The sequence below is a fragment of the Carnobacterium gallinarum DSM 4847 genome, assembly GCF_000744375.1.
GTDB lineage: Bacteria > Bacillota > Bacilli > Lactobacillales > Carnobacteriaceae > Carnobacterium > Carnobacterium gallinarum.
Genome location: NZ_JQLU01000005.1, coordinates 939369 through 957067, shown reverse-complemented (window position 1 = coordinate 957067; position 17699 = coordinate 939369). Strand labels below are relative to the sequence as shown.

At 36.7% G+C, this 17699-nt stretch carries 16 protein-coding genes; 12 read left to right on the top strand and 4 right to left on the bottom strand.

From position 1 onward, the window contains the following. The first annotated feature begins 369 nt into the window (after positions 1-369). On the top strand, positions 370-1827 hold the full coding sequence (locus BR43_RS09250) for an ATP-binding protein (RefSeq protein WP_034561426.1): 1458 nt from the start codon (positions 370-372) through the stop codon (positions 1825-1827). Positions 1828-1973: 146 nt separating this feature from the next. Here the strand turns inward: BR43_RS09250 and BR43_RS09245 are convergent, their stop codons facing one another. Beyond that, positions 1974-2732, bottom strand: coding sequence for a MurR/RpiR family transcriptional regulator (locus BR43_RS09245; RefSeq protein WP_034561425.1), 759 nt, complete (start codon positions 2730-2732; stop codon positions 1974-1976). Between the two features lie 184 nt (positions 2733-2916). On the opposite strand from BR43_RS09245, the gene BR43_RS09240 reads away from it, so the two are divergent. From BR43_RS09240 to BR43_RS09215, 6 genes are read left to right on the top strand one after another with little or no spacing between them, the layout of a single operon-like run. After that, a complete protein-coding gene (locus BR43_RS09240; protein WP_051933891.1) occupies positions 2917-3855 on the top strand; it encodes an ABC transporter permease in 939 nt (312 codons plus the stop codon). An 8-nt stretch (positions 3856-3863) separates the two neighbouring features. After that, positions 3864-4739, top strand: a complete 876-nt coding sequence (locus tag BR43_RS09235; RefSeq protein ID WP_034561423.1) for a carbohydrate ABC transporter permease — start codon at positions 3864-3866, stop codon at positions 4737-4739. Positions 4740-4760: 21 nt separating this feature from the next. Continuing rightward, the gene (locus tag BR43_RS09230) at positions 4761-6407 is read left to right on the top strand and encodes a type 2 periplasmic-binding domain-containing protein (protein ID WP_034561421.1); all 1647 of its coding nucleotides are present in this window, start codon (positions 4761-4763) and stop codon (positions 6405-6407) included. A gap of 27 nt (positions 6408-6434) precedes the next feature. Continuing rightward, positions 6435-7037, top strand: coding sequence for a YesL family protein (locus BR43_RS09225; RefSeq protein ID WP_034561419.1), 603 nt, complete (start codon positions 6435-6437; stop codon positions 7035-7037). A 52-nt stretch (positions 7038-7089) separates the two neighbouring features. Next, entirely contained in the window at positions 7090-7992 is a 903-nt protein-coding gene (locus BR43_RS09220) for an ROK family protein (protein WP_034561416.1), read from the top strand. A 14-nt stretch (positions 7993-8006) separates the two neighbouring features. After that, positions 8007-10178 (top strand): glycoside hydrolase family 3 N-terminal domain-containing protein, encoded by a 2172-nt coding sequence (locus BR43_RS09215; RefSeq protein ID WP_034561415.1) that lies wholly within the window; start codon positions 8007-8009, stop codon positions 10176-10178. A gap of 26 nt (positions 10179-10204) precedes the next feature. Here BR43_RS09215 and lacG read toward each other — a convergent pair whose 3' ends face one another. From lacG to BR43_RS09200, 3 genes are read right to left on the bottom strand one after another with little or no spacing between them, the layout of a single operon-like run. Continuing rightward, positions 10205-11611, bottom strand: coding sequence for a 6-phospho-beta-galactosidase (gene lacG / locus BR43_RS09210; protein WP_034561413.1), 1407 nt, complete (start codon positions 11609-11611; stop codon positions 10205-10207). An 18-nt stretch (positions 11612-11629) separates the two neighbouring features. Beyond that, the gene (locus BR43_RS09205) at positions 11630-13306 is read right to left on the bottom strand and encodes a lactose-specific PTS transporter subunit EIIC (protein ID WP_034561411.1); all 1677 of its coding nucleotides are present in this window, start codon (positions 13304-13306) and stop codon (positions 11630-11632) included. 55 nt (positions 13307-13361) lie between these two features. Next, entirely contained in the window at positions 13362-13670 is a 309-nt protein-coding gene (locus BR43_RS09200; RefSeq protein ID WP_034564977.1) for a PTS sugar transporter subunit IIA, read from the bottom strand. 290 nt (positions 13671-13960) lie between these two features. Here BR43_RS09200 and BR43_RS09195 point away from each other — a divergent pair, with 290 nt between their 5' ends. From BR43_RS09195 to lacD, 5 genes are read left to right on the top strand one after another with little or no spacing between them, the layout of a single operon-like run. Continuing rightward, complete coding sequence (locus tag BR43_RS09195; RefSeq protein WP_034561409.1) at positions 13961-14719, top strand: DeoR family transcriptional regulator; 759 nt, start codon at positions 13961-13963, stop codon at positions 14717-14719. A gap of 23 nt (positions 14720-14742) precedes the next feature. Further along, a complete protein-coding gene (gene lacA / locus BR43_RS09190; RefSeq protein WP_034561407.1) occupies positions 14743-15171 on the top strand; it encodes a galactose-6-phosphate isomerase subunit LacA in 429 nt (142 codons plus the stop codon). A gap of 25 nt (positions 15172-15196) precedes the next feature. Next, on the top strand, positions 15197-15715 hold the full coding sequence (lacB, locus tag BR43_RS09185; RefSeq protein WP_034561404.1) for a galactose-6-phosphate isomerase subunit LacB: 519 nt from the start codon (positions 15197-15199) through the stop codon (positions 15713-15715). Positions 15716-15735: 20 nt separating this feature from the next. After that, positions 15736-16677 (top strand): hexose kinase, encoded by a 942-nt coding sequence (locus tag BR43_RS09180; protein ID WP_034561402.1) that lies wholly within the window; start codon positions 15736-15738, stop codon positions 16675-16677. Positions 16678-16695: 18 nt separating this feature from the next. Continuing rightward, the gene (gene lacD / locus BR43_RS09175) at positions 16696-17685 is read left to right on the top strand and encodes a tagatose-bisphosphate aldolase (RefSeq protein ID WP_034561400.1); all 990 of its coding nucleotides are present in this window, start codon (positions 16696-16698) and stop codon (positions 17683-17685) included. Positions 17686-17699 lie beyond the last annotated feature (14 nt).

Here is a 17699-nt window from a genome sequence, read left to right as displayed (position 1 = left end):
GAAGTAGCGAAAGAAATTGCGAAGTAGCGAAAGAAATTGCGAAGTAGCGAAAGAAATTGCGAAGTAGCGAAAGAAATTGCGAAGTAGCGAAAGAAATTGCGAAGTAGCGAAAGAAATTGCGAAGTAGCGAAAGAAATTGCGAAGTAGCGAAAGGAGTTGCGAAGTAGCGAAAGGAGTTGCGAAGTAGCGAAAGAAATTGCGAAGTAGCGAAAGAAATTGCGAAGTAGCGAAAGGAGTTGCGAAGTAGAGTGAAATAGTACGAAGCTTTAGTTGAAAAGGGTAGAGTTAAAAAATTAATCCTCGCTTAACAATCTAAATTATATTAATATAGAAGTACGTTTATAATACTAGTGTTATTAGGAGGCCAATATGAATATAGATAAAGTCGATGTAGAAAGCTTGTTAATTAAATCAGAAAATGTTTGCTTTGATAGAAAATCAGGGAAAATCGAACTAAAAAAATTAGCAGAAATTTTAGTAGCCTTTGCGAATACTAATGGGGGCGTTGTAGCAATTGGGATAACGGATAAAAAATTTACTGGAATCAAAGGGTTAGGAGAAATAAAAATAAACGATTTTATTCAGGCTGGTTACGATCATTGTATACCTAGACTAGCTGTGTATTCTGCAAGAAGGGTAGTTGAAAAAGAGAATGGCGAAAAAGATGAAGTTATCCTACTAGAAGTACATCCAAGTGAAGATAAAGTTTACGCTACAACTAAAGATAAAGTTTTTATTCGCATTGGAGATGAAACGAAAGAAATAGATTTTGAGCAAAGAAAGCAACTGGAATATGAACGAGGTGGGCTTAGTTTTGAAATAGAGCCTAGTAATGACTGCCTTCTAAGCGATTTAGATGAGGAATTGATAACAAAATTTAAAGAAATTCATCAATATGAAAAAGAAGATATTTGGAACTTGCTTTTTTCTAGAGGTTTAGCTAAAAGAATAAACGGGACTGACTATCTGTTAAATAATGCTGCCATTGCTCTTTTTTGCAACTATCCAACAGTCTTTCTACCTAACGCAAAAGTTCGTTTTATTAGATATGATGGAAATTTAGCACAGACAGGTACGAAGATGAATGTTATTAAAAACATAACGATTGAGGGACCGATACCTAGTTTGATTAAAAAGGCGATTGATGTGGTTAAAGCTCAGCTAAGAGAGTTTAATTTTTTAAGCATTAAATCTGGTAAATTTGAAAAAGTTTCTGAATATCCTGAGGATGCTTGGATTGAAGGGATAGTTAATGCTCTGATACATAGGTCTTATAATATAAGTGGTGATGACATTCGGATCATGATGTTTGAAGATAGATTAGAAATTCAAAGTCCGGGGAATTTTCCATCCATCGTAAACCCTAAAAATATAAGGGATGTTCATTTTTCTAAAAATCCTGTAATTGCTCGAACAATGAATGAATTTGGTTGGGTTCGAGAATTTGGTGAAGGTGTAGATCGAATGTACAATGAAATGGAAACTTTTTTTCTGGATGATCCGGTATTTGAGGAAAAGAATAATACAGTGAAGCTAACACTTAAGAACAATATTTATATTAGGCGTATTCGACAGTCGGAAAGCATTGAAACAAAGACGAATGTTGAGTGGGAGCAATTAAGTCTAGATGAACAACGGGCGCTATCGGTTATTTACAATAAGGGAAAGGTGCGTACATCTGAATTGGCGGTTATTTTAGATAAAAGTCCAAATACTTCTAGAAAAATATTAGATAAGCTAGTTGCAAATGGAATCTTAAAGAATGTAGCAAATTCACAAACAGACCCTTTGCAATACTATATTTTTATAGAGGATGTCGAATTATAAAGTAAAAAGTTCTACCAAAGTATCATGTAAACTTTGGCAGAACTTTTTGTTGTTGTTTCAGGATGGAGAAGATCAGTTTAATTTGGACGATTATACCTATCGAATTTCCATTAATTGTATGAGATAAATAAGTTTTAGATCTATCTCTAACGTAAGCGCTCACCTTTTAATTGATGACTTGTGCGAATATCGCTTGTTTGCTTAGCAAGTGATTCTAAAATATACATAATAGAAATATTTGAAGCCAAATTGACGGAGCCTTGACGATCAACGTTGATATAAGTACTAATATTATAATCTGACATCTTGGCAATTGTTGAACTTGCAGTATTAGTAATTGAAACCACTTTGCTGGGACTTTTTTTAAAGGCTTGAGCGATATTAATTAGTTCGGTCGTCTCGCCAGAATTGGAAATTAAAATCACTGTACTTTCACGGTCGTAATTATAGACAGGCATATAAGGATCATTAATAAAATGCGATAGCATACCTAGGGTAGAAAAGAAACGAGCACCATATTCTGCCATAATTCCTGAAGTCCCGATGCCGATTAATAATACATTTTGGGTAGTCGCAATCACCTGACAAATATCGGTAATCGCTTGATTAAAATGTTCCGATTGAGCTTTTTTCAAAAAATCAATATGCTCATGAACATCATTGTAGTGATAAAGTTGAATTTCTTCTTGTTGAGTAATGTATTGTTTTAATTTGTATTTAAATTCAGAAAAACCGTTGCACTCATTTTTCTTGCAAAAACGCAAAATAGAGGTTGTGCTTACATGAGTAAATTCAGATAAATCTCGAATACGCATTAGAGTTACCTTATGGATATTGTTGATAACATAATTATAAACTGTGCGATCTAAATCGTTATATGTCTTCACGATTTCTGGTTCAAACATTGCCTCACTCCTTTTCATGTAGTCTTAGTATAAAACATATTGTTTTATTTTGGAACAAAAAACATAAAGTTGGAACACTTTCCTATCTAGTGAGAAGGTATTTACTATCCTATCAAGAATGTCTATATTGAAATAGTGATAGCGGTTACTTTTTGTTTTTATGAAAGGATAATGCATTAAATGAATGGTTTTGGTTTGTAATGAAAAAGGGGTGAAATACGTGTTTTGGAAAAAATTAAAGAAGCAATCTTTTTATCAAGCAATGGTACTTCCTAGTGTTATTTTTATGATTATTTTTAATTTTGTGCCAATGTATGGCATTATTATTGCATTTAAAGATTATTCGGTATTAGATACGATTGGTAATGCGCCGTGGGTAGGTTTGGATTACTTTAAGGAGTTCTTTTCTGATCCCAAGTTTTGGTTAGTCGTTAAAAATACATTTGGCATTAGCTTTTTCAAATTAATCATTGGTTTTCCATTAGCGATTCTTTTAGCGGTATTAGTGAATGAGTTGTTCAATGCAAAATTCAAAAAAATGGTTCAAACAGTCTCATATTTGCCACATTTTTTATCGTGGGTAATTTTAGGCGGCATGTTTATTTCTTGGCTATCTGACAGTGGATTGGTGAATAATTTATTGATGGATGCATCTATCATTAAAGAGCCGATTGCTTTTTTGACAAAGCCTAATTATTATTGGGGAATTGCTGTGATTTCGGACGTTTGGAAAGAGGTTGGTTGGAATACGATTCTTTATATTGCGGCAATGACAGGGATTAATCCGGCATTATATGAAGCCGCCAAAATGGATGGAGCTTCAAAATTTCAACAAATTATTAAAATTACGATTCCATCAATTCGTAATATTATCGCATTAACCTTAGTTTTAGCTGTAGGTGGCTTATTAAATTCTAACCTGGATCAAACGTTGGTGCTACAGAATCCCGTCAACTACTCAGCCAGCGAAGTAATTAATTCGTATGTATTCAAATTAGGGATTCAACAAGGAGACTTTTCTTATTCAACAGCGGTAGGGCTATTTACATCAGTCGTTTCACTAGTTTTAGTTGTGGCAAGTCACTATGCTACGAAAAAAATCAGTGATACATCAGTATTCTAAGGAGGTTTATGGAGATGAAAAAGCTAACAGATGAGAAAGTTTTCAATTTTATTAACGTAGCCTTTATGATTTTTTTCGTGGCTATTATAGCATTGCCGTTATGGAATATTGTGGCCCTTTCTTTTAATGATGCGAAAGATGCATTACGAGGTGGCATTTATTTTTGGCCAAGGAATTTCTCTTTAGAGAGTTATAAAACGGTTTTTGAGGATACTCAGATTTATCGTGCTTTTGGGATTTCAGTTGCTAAAACAGTAATTGGTGTAGTAGGACATACTTTATTTACTGGAATTATGGCATATGGTATTTCAAAACAGCAGTTAATTGGACGGAATATTTATATGAAGATGGGGATTGTGACCATGTTTTTTAGTGGTGGGATGATTCCAACTTTTCTATTGTATCGCCAGTTAGGTTTATTGAATAATTTTTGGGTATATATTATCCCCGTGCTATTTTCTTTTTATGACATGATTATTATGATGAATTTTTTCCGGAATATTCCGGCGTCTCTTGAAGAGTCTGCTGAAATAGATGGAGCGCATCCATTAGGCATTTTTATCCGGATTATTTTACCGTTGTCGTTACCGATTTTAGCAACGATTGCTTTATTTCATGGCGTTTTTCAATGGAATGATTATATGACAGCGAATATTTATGTGGATGATCGAACGTTATATCCTGTACAAATGTTACTGTATCGTTTAGTTTCTGAAAATCTATCGCCATCAGTGGCATCAGGGACAAATGTCATTCGAGAAACAACTTCTCAATCTTTACAGTTAGCAACGATGGTCGTTACGACAGTTCCAGTAGTCATTGTTTATCCATTTTTACAAAAATATTTTATTAAAGGTATGATGATTGGTTCGGTTAAAGAATAACAACTAAAAGGAGACGTTAAAATGAAAAAGACGACAAAAAAATTAATGTTGGGTTTGTTATGTGGGGTAGCAGTTTTAGGATTGGCAGCATGTGGTTCAAGTGGAGACAAGAAGAGTGCTGGAAAAGGAGTAGATTTGCCAGAAGCTCGCTTTAAACCAGATAAAGAGGTACCAAGTTGGCAAAAAGATACAGACCAAGAAGCGACAATTAAATGGTATGTTAACTTTGATTGGTACGCTCCAGCTGGCTGGGGTAAGGATGTTGTGACTCGAAAAATTAAAGAAGATATGAATATCAACGTAGAATTTATTGTGGGAAATGATGAAAAGTTGAATACAATGATGGCTTCAGGGGATTTACCAGATATTATGACGTTTGACCGTCAGTTGAAGGTGGCGCAAGATGCTGAAAAATTTGCTATTCCATTGAGTACACTGGCTGAAAAATATGATCCTTATTTTCTAGAGAATGCAGCTAAAAAAGATACGCTGAAATGGTATACAAAAGACGATGGACAAATTTATACGTATCCAAGTTTTTCAGTGACTCAGGCAGATTATGATGCAGGTAATGTGAAAGGCGATCAAGCTTTAATTGTTCGTAAAGATATTTATGAAGCAATTGGTAAGCCAGATATGTCTACGCCGGAGGGTTTCTTGAAAGCGTTGGAACTAGCGAAAGTTCAACAACCAAAAACAGATGATGGCGCAGATATGATTCAATTTTCAGGAACAGCGATGGATATTGCCAATGGCGGTGATGGTGCATTTGGTGGGAATTTGCAAGACTTTTTAGGGATTCCTCTAACTATTGATGGAGAAATCAATGACCGTGATCGAGATCCAGAATATATGAAATGGTTAGATATCTTGCGTCAAGCGTATGCAAGTGGTTATATTTCCAATGACCAATTCTCTGACAACGACAATACAATCAAAGAAAAATTACAACAAGGTGCTTATTTTGCTTATATGCATACCAATGTTGTTGGGTTATCTGAATTCTTATCGGATAACAATAAACGTAATCCAGCCGAAGAATATATTGCGATTGATGGACCAAAAAATAGCAATGGAAAACCTTCTTTCTTTAACGGTGGTGGGATTAGTGGTTGGACGAATACTTTTGTTACGAAAGAAACGAAAGAACCACAAAAGGCGATGGAAATCATTACCTATTTAGCAAGTGAATATGGCAACATGGTGCAATCTTTTGGAATTGAAGGCGAAACGTATAATTTAGTTGATGACAAGGCTGTTTTAACGAAGGAAATCTTAGATTTGAAGAACAATGACTTTGCTGCTTTTAATAAAGAGATTGGAACAGATACGTATTGGTTTGTTGCGGATTCGTCATTTGCTCAAGGAAAAGGGAATGAACCTTCTGCTTCGATTAAGGACATTGTTGCTTGGTCAAGTGATAAGCTGGAACCTCGTTTTGAGACAGAGAACATCGATCCAGTGGCTGGAACTAGAATGGCACGAGATTTAACGACAATGAATACAGATCGAGTTCAAGCGATTGTTGCGTTTATTCAAGCAAAGGATAAGAAAATTGGCGAAAAAGCCTGGACTGATTTTATGGCGACTCGTGATAATAATGGCTGGAAAGAAATTACCGACACACGAAATGAAGCCATCAAAGCAAATAATGAACGGTTAAAATAACTAATAGAGTGAGAGTGGAGGGATAAAATGTTTTCTTTAACTAGCCGATTTTATCGATTTTGTGAAGTAGTGATGCGTCTGTTTTGTTTAAATGTCCTTTTTATCCTTTTCTCGATCCCTTTGGTCACGTTAGGTGGTTCTTTTACAGCTTTAGTAGTTGGTGTGAAGCAAATGGATCAACCGATAGTTGCTAATTTTAGTGCTAATTTTCGGAAGTCATGGCTGAGAAGTTTACCTTTAGTGGCATTTAGTATCGTTTCAATTTTATTTTTAATCAGTTTTAATAATTTATTACAAGGTGTTCCGGGTAATGTAGTCATTCGTTTGGTGATGCAAAGTTTTGTTTTAGTGTATAACGTAAACAATTATAGTTTACTCGGATTCACAGATGGCAGAGGTTTGGATTTATTTAGAAGTAGTTTTTATTTTACATTGGGAACATTTCATAAGACCTTTTTCTTTCCGGTTGTCATCGTTGGTTGTGTTTGGTTAGGAACGTTGCCAATCGGAGTAGTTGCTGCGTTGTTTTTATTCAGTGGTTTAATGTGGTTTTATTTGAAATTGGTTCAGAAAGAATTGAAATTAGTGATAGTAGAAAAAAATATTGATTCGACGTTAGATGTCGTTTAGGCTAGGCTTGCTGAATTGAGTTTTTCTGATTAAAAAAAAGGAGTTTATTCATTTGAATTATTATGTAGGTATTGATGTAGGTGGCACAGATGTAAAATATGGTTTAGTAACAGAGGTGGGCGAGATTTTAGCAAGTGGTAAAGTTGCCACTGCACAAAATGGTCCTGCGATTATTGCAAGCATTGCGGAAGTAGTACAAGGTTATCAAGACGATTATGACATTCAAGGTGTGGGCTTAAGTGTGCCGGGGATTGTTGCGGAAGATGGATTTATGATTACAGGTGGCGCTATTTTTGATTTTTACGGCATTCATCTGAAAGATATTTTAGAAGAAAAGTTAGGTTTACCAGTAGCAGTCGAAAATGATGTTAATTGTGCGGCTTTGGCTGAAAAATGGTTGGGTGCAGGCAAGAAGTATAAACATTTTTTATGTGTAGCGGTTGGCACCGGAATTGGCGGAGCGATTGTGATTAACAATCAACTTTTCCGTGGTGCGAATTCAATGGCTGGGGAATTTGGTTTCATGGTTGTGGAACCAATTGAAAATCAAGATACACGCTTAGCGACATTAAGTTTAACGGGTTCCGTTCAATGCGGTATAGTGAATAAATATCTGAATCAAGATGGCGGCGAAAGCACTGTAAATGGCAAAGAAGTATTTGATTTAGCGGAAAATGGAGATCAGCATGCTAAGGAAACAATTGAAATTTTCTATCAACGACTAAGTCAAGGGCTGTTTAATTTGGCTACCTCTTTTGATCCAGAAGTGATTTTAATCGGTGGCGCTATCAGCAGTAATCCAGCCTTTATTCTGGAAATAGAGCAACGAATGCATCAGTTAAAAGCTGGACATCGTGATATGGAAAATGTAAAATTACCACAGATTTTACCATGTGAATTTAGAAATAATGCTGGTCTGATTGGAGCGGTTTATCAAATTAAACAAGCAGATTAGAGTAGGAGGAACAGATGAAAACAGTACAAATTGAGGATTTGCTTAAGGAAATGACGTTAACTGAAAAAATTGCTCAGCTAACTCAATTGACGCCACAGTTTTTCAGTGGGGCAAGTAGTGATGGTGAAATTACGGGTCCAATGGCAGAATTGGGCTTGAAAGCAGAAGATTTAAAAAATATTGGTTCTGTTTTAGGAACTCATACCGCTGAAGAAGTCATGAAGATTCAAGAGGCGTATTTAAAAACCAATCGTTTAGGAATTCCTTTAGTTTTTATGGCAGATGTGATTCATGGATATCGTACGATTTTTCCAATTCCATTAGCAATTGGGGCGACTTGGAATGCTGATTTAGCTCAGAAAGTTGCGGAGATTTCAGCGATTGAAGCTAGTGAGGCAGGCGTTCATGTAACTTTTTCTCCAATGGTTGATTTAGTTCGTGATCCTCGATGGGGACGTGTGATGGAAAGTACGGGAGAAGATGCGTATTTAAATAGTTATTTTGCTAGAGCTTTTGTCAAAGGGTATCAAGGTGAACACGGTGAGTTAGCAACGAATTTTGATCGAGTAGCAGCATGTGTGAAACACTTTGCGGCCTATGGAGCAGCAGAAGCGGGGCGTGAATATAATACGGTGGATACGTCTGTTCGTGAGTTATATCAGAATTATTTGCCAGCCTATCAGGCAGCAATTGAAGCGGGAGTACTTTTGGTTATGACCGCTTTTAATACAGTTGATGGTATTCCAGCGACAGGGAATCAATGGCTGATGCAAGATGTGCTACGAAAAGACTTGGGTTTTACTGGTTTAGTGATTTCAGATTGGGGCGCAGTTGGCGAACTAATTAATCATGGTGTTGCTGAGAATTCTAAGGAGGCTGCGTATCAATCGATTCAAGCGGGAGTGGATCTAGAAATGATGACCAGCTGTTATCTACAGAATTTAGAAGCGTTAGTGATGGAAAACCACGTTCAAATAGAGCAAATTGATGCAGCTGTTTTAGCGGTGTTGAATTTGAAAAATGCTTTAGGATTGTTTGAAGATCCTTACCGTGGATTAAAGACAGTAGCTCCAACCAAAAAACTCAGAACAATGAGTGACAATCATCGTCGTGTAGCTCGTGAAGTAGCAGCAGAATCTGTAGTGCTACTGAAAAATAAAAATTATGCATTGCCATTACGGAAAGAACAAAAAATTGCAGTTGTAGGTCCATTGGCTGAAAGTCAGGATGTCTTGGGTGCTTGGTCATGGATTGGTGAGCAAACAGAAAGTCACCATTTAGCAGATGGATTAAAAATGGCTTTACCGAATGTTGTAAGTGTCGGTTGGCAGCAAAATCAACAGGTGACGGCTGAAGAACTAGCTGCAAGTCGAACAATTGCCCATGATGCTGATATTGTCGTTGTGGCATTAGGTGAAAGCTCTGAAAGTAGTGGGGAAGCGGCAAGTTTAGCAACGATTCGTTTGCCGGTAGAACAAGAGCAGTTTTTAGCCGAGCTGGCTGACTTAGGAAAACCAGTAGTTACCGTTGTATTCGGTGGTCGTCCACTTGATTTAAGTGATATTTCCTTTCATTCAACAGCTTTAGTGATGGCATGGTTCCCTGGAACTGAAGCAGGAACTGGAATTGCTGACGTCTTGAGTGGAAACGTTAGTCCATCAGGAAAGTTGCCGATGAGTTTTCCTGTTACAACAGGACAAGTACCCGTTTATTACAACCATCTAAAAACAGGTCGTCCCGCCCATGTTGGCAATAACGAGCAAAAATACATTTCTCGTTATTTAGATATTCCTAATGAACCGTTGTATGACTTTGGTTTTGGTTTAAGTTATACAACATTTGCTTACTCAAATGTGAAACAAAGTCATCATAAAATCACATATCAGGAGCAACTGACTTTTGAGGTGACAGTTACAAATACCGGGAAACTCGCTGGCAAAGAGACCGTTCAACTGTATTTGGAAGATGTAGTTGCAACAGTCGCTCGTCCTGTTAAAGAGCTACGTCGCTTTGAAAAAATCTATCTAGAAGCAGGAGAGTCTCAAGTAGTGACGTTCAATCTGACACTTGAAGATTTGTGTTATTATCAGCGGAACCTTGATTTTAAAGCGGATTTAGGTAACTTTAACGTGTATCTTGGTGGGAGTAGTCAGGCTGAAAAAGTTGGAAGCTTTGAATTAATTTAGTCAAAAAAAGCGACTGTGTGTGTTTTTCACAGTCGCTTTTTTGTATCAGCTAATTCTTTGAACCAATAAGCGCTCTTTTTTGGGAAACGTTCTTGTGTAGCAAAATCAACATACAACAAGCCGTAACGTTTGTTGTATCCATTTGTCCAAGAAAAGACATCCATCAATGACCATAAGAAGTAGCCTTTTACGTTGACACCAGCGTTAATAGCTGTTGAGATAGCGCCTAAATGTTGTTGAATATACTCAATTCTCGGAGTATCATCAACGGTACCAGCGATTAGCTCATCCTTATACCCCATCCCATTTTCAGTTACATAGAGGGTTTGATAATTCGGATAATCCTGTTTAATCCGAATCAACATATCCGTCAAGCCCTGTGGATAGATCGGCCAATCCCAATCAGTTGTTGGAATTGCTGGATTCGTCACGCGTTGACCGACTCCTTTTAAGGCAAAGATGGAGCTGCCTTTTTCGCCAGTACCATTATGCTGAATCTGGCTTTCACCTCGATAGGCTTTTAAAAAGTGGCTGGCATAATAATTTACTCCAAGAAAATCATTCAGTTTTGCAGCACTAGCGAGTAAAACTAAATCTTCCGCTTCAATCACTAATTCTCCGTTATTCTTCTGAACAATGTCATTGATGTTTTTTAAGGTTTCAGGTTCATAATTTCCTTTAAAAGTCGCATCTAACATAAAACGATTTGCGATTAAATCCTCAAGATAAGCTGCTTGTTGATCGGCTTCATTGGAACTAATTGGGTATTTTGACTCCAGGATATGCACAATCCCAATTTCACCAGAAAGCTTAAGGCTTTTATAAAGTTCCACTACCTTAGCATGTGCTACCATCATGTGGTGCATAGCTTGCACGGCTTTAGGAATATCGTAGTGAATATTTGGTGGGAAATGACCGATAATATACTGTCCCGCAACCACGGACCACGGTTCATTAATGGTAATCCATTTTTTGACTTTATGACCATATTCTTCAAAACAAACTTTAGCAAATGCTACAAAATGATTCAGATTTTCCCGATTCAACCAGTCTCCTTCAAGGAAAAGTGGCTCAGGTGTATCAAAATGATGCAAAGTAACAAAAGGTTCCACGCCATTAGCAAGACAGCTATCAATTAATTGGTGGTAAAAAGCAATGCCTTCTGGGTTTATTTCACCAGTTCCAGCTGGAAAAATACGTGACCAAGCAATTGAAATTCGGATGCCGTTTAGTCCAAATTCACGAGCTAAGGCTAAATCATGAGGGTATTGATGATAAAAATCACTGGCAGTGCTAGGGTCGAAAATACCTTGCTTGGCTAGATAAGCATCCCAGTAAGTTTTGCCTTTTCTACCTTCATTAAGAGCGCCTTCGGCTTGATAGGCAGCTGTGGCTGCCCCTAAGATAAAGTCTTGTGGCAAGTTCAATTCCATAGATGAAACAACTCCTTTTTATGATTGAATCGCTGATAAAGCGAAGTGCAAGGCTTTTTCTGGATCCCGTGCTAATGCAACGTATTCAGCTCCAGTAGTCGAAACGGCTTTAGTTTTATAGCTAGAAACATCATTTTCTAGCTCGCCTAACATTGAAGCCATTTGCGGTGCCAGGATGATTAAATCAAATTCACTAATTAAATCTTTGTGTTGTCCATAGGCCATTGCAGTTGTTTTTACTGGTAGATTTTCTGCTGTGGCTCCTTTGGCAATCGCATTAGCTAGCATTCCACTAGTGGCACCATTTGCACAAAGAACGAGGACATTTTTTTCATCCGTAACCGTTACAGTTTGTAGTGCAGGTTCAATAGGATTTAGTTCGTCGTTATTGGTTGGCGCGATAATCCCAGCTTCAATTGCTAGTTCCTTTTCAGCTTCTTCTGCCAACAGTTCTCTATCATAGACTTTAAAGAACGGATAGTAAATCGCAAAATCAACTGCAAGTAAAACGAGAACTAGAACAGCAGCTAAAGGTGCAAAACCGGTTCCCATGAAGAGTCCGATTGGTCCTGGCGTAGTCCATGGTAAATTGTAGATAAAACCATTCATGCCTAAACCATCAATAAAGAATTTCAAAAGCCAAACATTGACAATCGGTGCAAGAATAAAAGGAATAAAGAAGACCGGATTTAAAACAATTGGTGCACCAAATAAAATAGGTTCGTTTACTCCAAATAATACGGGAACAGAAGAAGCGCGTCCGATAGATTTTAGTTGCTTGGAGCGAGCTAAGAAAGCAAACATTAACGTAATAATCAGTGTAGCCCCAGTTCCGCCAAGAGTTGCAACGAAATATTGTGTCCCTTGTGAGAGCACATTAGTTGCATGTTCACCATTTTGGAAGTTATTAAAGTTTAATTCAACATTGGTAATATAAATCGCAGAAACAGCTGGTTCAACAATAGAAGGTCCGTGAATTCCGATAAACCAGAAGAAAGCCATTGCTCCAAAGATTAAAGCTAACCCAGGATAACCGTCTGCAGCTGAGAAAATTGGTTGGAAAATATCAATAATCCATGCAGAGAAACTGGTTTGAGCAACACTTCTAAAAGTTAAATCAAATAACCAGAAAAAGACAGTTGAAATAGTAATTGGAATTAAATCTTTAAAGGTTTGGGAGATATTGCTAGGAACTTCCTCTGGCATTTTGATAGTAATATTATTTTTTACACAAAAACGATAAACGTTCGGCACAATAAAACCGACTACAAAGGAAGTTAATAGACCTTTAGTGCCTGTAAAAGCCGTTGAAATTCCACCGTCGATTCCATCCACTCCAATTAATAAAAAGCCGATAATAGCAGCAATCATCGTAGAGACGGTGTTGATTTGATTTGTTTTAGGCAACTTTCCATTAAAATTATCCGTTAAACTTTTAGCAATTGTAGCAGACATCAGTAAACCAAGAATTCCCATTGAAAAATTATAAGCCTTCATTAAGATGGCTTCTATTTCAGGGCTCCAATAAAATTGGAAAATATTGGGAACATAAGCCACTAATAGAAAGAAACTTGAAAATAAAATAACTGGAATTAAACTAATAAATCCATCCCGAATCGCCCGTAAATAAGGATTGTTTGACATTTTTTCAAAAGTGGGTTTCATTTTTTCGATTTGTTTAATTAATCCGTTCATTCTTTATCCCTCCAGATACATAAAATGAGTCTATCAATCAAGTAGATAGCCAAAATTAATTACGATACACGTTAATTAAATGCTTCATCACATCTCTCAATAACATCGTTGTCATTAAGTGATCTTGCGCATGAACCATAATAAATCCGATTTCCATCGTCTCTCCTCGAGCTTCAGCAGCTAGCATCTGTGTTTGAGACTTATGCGCTTCAATTAAACTTGCATTCGCTTCTGCCATTAATTCATCGGCCTTAACAAAATTCTTTTTTTCAGCTTCATCTAAAGCTAAAATTAATTTGGAACGAGCTTCTCCAGCAAACGCAACAATTTCAAATCCAACCATTCCTGTTTCTTCTTTTGACATTCCCATGAGTATCATCCTTTCTCTTTTTGAAACGTAATTGTTATTTTTTTTTAAATTAAAAGAGTATAAATGTTTTTTTGTTATCGAAAATGTTTTATTTTGTCCCTTTGCAATCATCATAAATGTAAGCGTTTGTAATGTCAATGGTTTTATCTTAATAAAGTTAAATAGCTATTTTAGAATAATAGAGTAGCAACATCTTCTATTGACACAGAAAAAAATGTATGATAAATTTCAATTATAAAACAAAAACGAACATTTTGTAACAAAAATGTACAGAGGTGAGCTATTTGCTAAAAGATGAGCGGTTAGAAAAAATTGTAGCATTAATAGAAACTAAAGGAATTATAAAGGTTTCAGATATTACAGATTTACTAGGAGTAACTGAAATGACTGTGAGACGGGACCTACAAATATTAGAAGAGCAAGGTTTAGTTCAACGTATTCATGGTGGAGCTAAGAAAATAGAAAGTTTAAATGATCGTGAATTGTCTCATTTAGAAAAGCAAGAGATTCATATTGAAGAAAAGAAAAAAGTTGCAGAGATTATTGCACATTTAATTGTAGATGGAGATACAGTTTTTCTAGGTCCAGGAACGACTCTTGAATTTGTTTATGATTATTTAGAGATTTCATTTGCCAAGATTATTACAAATTCGATTCATGTTTTTAATCGTTTTGTTGGAGATGATCGCTTTGAACTGATTTTAATTGGTGGAACCTATCGTTCGCGAACAGGAGCTTTTATAGGTAGCTTTGCAAATGAGACCTTGAATAAAATCCGCGTTAAAAAAGCTTTTATTGGAACGAATGGTGTTTTTCAAAATAACATCACAACTTCTAGTGAGGAGGAAGGAGTAACACAAAGCTTAGTTTTAGATAACGCTAATGAGAAGTATATTGTTGCAGATCATCACAAATTAAACCAAGAAGATTTTTATCGTTTTTATTGTTTAGATGAAATAACGGCACTGATCACAGACGATGGAGTAAATCCAGATGTCAAAAACATGTATCACACCTTTACTAACGTATTAACTGAAAAATAATAAATCTAACTGGAGGGAATTATATGAACATTTTAATCGGATCAGATCAAAGTGGACTGGATTTAAAAAATGAAGTGAAGGATTATTTAAGTGCATTAGGCTATGAGGTAATCGACAAGACACTTCTTGGAGCAACGGATTTTGTTGATTCAACGGTGGCGGTGACAACAGGGTTAATAAATCAAGAAGGAGAGTTAGGAATTTTATTCGATCGTACCGGTGCTGGTTCATTTATAGCTGCCAGTAAGATTAAAGGAGTTGTGGCTGCAGAAGTATCTGATGAGCATTCAGCTAAAATGACAAGAGAACACAATGGCGCACGAGTGATTGTGATGGGAGCAGAAATCGTTGGGTCAGACTTAGCAAAAGCTTGTGCAAAAGCTTTTGTAGAAACGCATTATGCAGCTGGAAGACATCAAGTTCGAGTAGATATGTTGAATAAAATGTTATAAAATTTGAAATTTAGGAGTGAAAGTGATGATTATTTCATTAGGTTGTGACCACATTGTAACAGACACTAAAATTGCGGTATCTGATTATTTAAAAACTCAAGGGCACACAGTTTTAGATTTTGGGACATATGATTTTACAAGAACCCACTATCCAATTTTTGGAAAAAAAGTTGCCGAAGCAGTTACCACCGGAAAAGCAGATCGGGGAATTGTGATTTGTGGTACGGGTGTTGGAATTACGACAGCGGTTAATAAGGTTTTTGGGGCTAGGGCTGCACTGGCTCGCGATACAACGACAGCGACTTATTCTGTTGAAGAACTGAATGCAAATGTCATAGGATTTGGTGGGAAAATTACGGGGGAGCATTTGATTTTTTCAATTATTGATGCGTTTTTAGCTGCTGAATATCAACCAACTCCAGAAAAAGAAGCAATCCTAGAAAAATTAATGGCACTTGAAAAAACGGAAGATACGCAAACGAATCATTCAGAGTTCTTTGATGAATTTATAGAAAAATGGGACCGTGGCGAATACCACGATTAGCCAGCAATAGGAGTGAAAAAATGATTTTAACAATAACAATGAATCCATCTGTAGATATTTCGTATCCGCTAGAAAAATTTGTTTTAAATGACGTTAATCGGGTAACAGATACTAGAAAAACAGCTGGGGGAAAAGGATTAAACGTAGCACGAGTCATTAAATTATTAGACTATCCAGTTGGATTAAGTGGCATTTTAGGTGGAACCATCGGTGAATTTATTGAAAATGAACTAGAAAAGATTGATATTCCCAGTCATTTTTTGAAGATATCACAAGAATCAAGAAATTGTATTGCTATTTTACATGATGGGCAACAGACAGAAATATTAGAATCAGGCCCAACCTTATCTGAACAAGAAGCAACGGATTTTTTGACTAAGTTTACTCACTTGTTAAAAGAAGAAACAGTAGAAATGATAACGGTTTCTGGAAGTTTGCCAACAGGATTAAATTCGGCATTATATCAACAATTAGTTGCGATTGCTCAAGGAGAAGATGTGCCGATTCTGTTAGATTGCTCAGGGGAACCTTTAGAAAAAATTCTATTAAATTCAGAAAAACCGACGCTAATTAAACCGAATCAAAGTGAGTTAAGTCAGCTTATGGGACGAACGCTAAGTGACGATCCGAAGGAATTACAAGCAGTACTTTCAGAGTCACTTTTTGCAGGAATACCATGGATTGTTGTGTCTTTAGGTGCGGCAGGTGCATTTGTAAAGTATGAGGAAACGTTTTATCAAGTTGAAATTCCTAAGATTACTGCTGTAAATCCAGTGGGCTCAGGCGATGCGACAGTTGCGGGATTGGCTGTAGCGTTGGCGAAGCAAGAAGATCCAATTTCTGTGATTAAAACAGCTATGACAACAGGTATTCTAAATACGTTAGAAGTTGAAACCGGTTCGATAGATGGAACTCAATTTAATGACTATTTTGCTCAAGTTAAAGTTATAAAAATGACTTAAATTTCAGGGGGAGAAAAGATGTTGACTATAACGAATGAGAAAATGAAAGCGTTAAAACGACTATCGGATGAAAATGGAATTATTGGAGCGTTAGCAATAGATCAACGTGGTTCATTAAAGAAAATGATTGCTGTAGATAGTCATCAAGATATTGGAGATACTGGCATTATTCAGTTTAAGAAGCTTGTCTCAGAGGAATTAACACCATATGCTTCGGCGATTTTGTTGGATCCTGAGTATGGGTTGCCAGCGGCACAAGTTCGTGATTCCGATGCGGGACTGTTAATTGCTTATGAAAAGACGGGGTACGATGCTTCAGAGCCAGGGCGTTTGCCAGACTTACTAACGGAGTGGTCGGTGAAGCGGATTAAAGAGGCGGGAGCAGATGCAGTCAAATTTTTGCTGTACTATGATTATGATGAAGCATCAGAAATCAATGAGCAAAAGCATATTTTTATTGAACGTTTAGGTTCAGAATGTACTGCAGAAGATATTCCTTTTTTCCTTGAATTGGTTTCGTATGATGCAACCAATGAAGATGTTGCTAGCTTAGACTTTGCTAAAGTGAAGCCACATAAAGTGATTCAAATGATGAGAGAATTTTCAAAATCACGTTATCAAGTCGATGTATTAAAAGTTGAAGTTCCAGTAAATATGAAATTTGTTGAAGGGTATAGTGAGGGAGAAATCGCGTATACTCAAGCAGAGGCTACGGCTTATTTTAAAGAGCAGAGCGAGGCAACGGAATTGCCTTTTATTTTCTTAAGTGCCGGAGTGAGCGCGACTTTATTTCAAAAAACATTGACCTTTGCTAGCCAAGCAGGCTCGGATTTTAATGGGGTGCTTTGCGGCCGAGCAACATGGAAAGATGGCGTCGCTCCATTTGCTAAAGAAGGAACGATGGCAGGTCAACAATGGTTGCAAACAGTAGGAACACAGCATATCCGAGAGTTGAATGATGTATTGAAGCAAACAGCAAAATCTTGGTATAGTAAGGTTTCTGGATAAATTAAAAGCAGAAC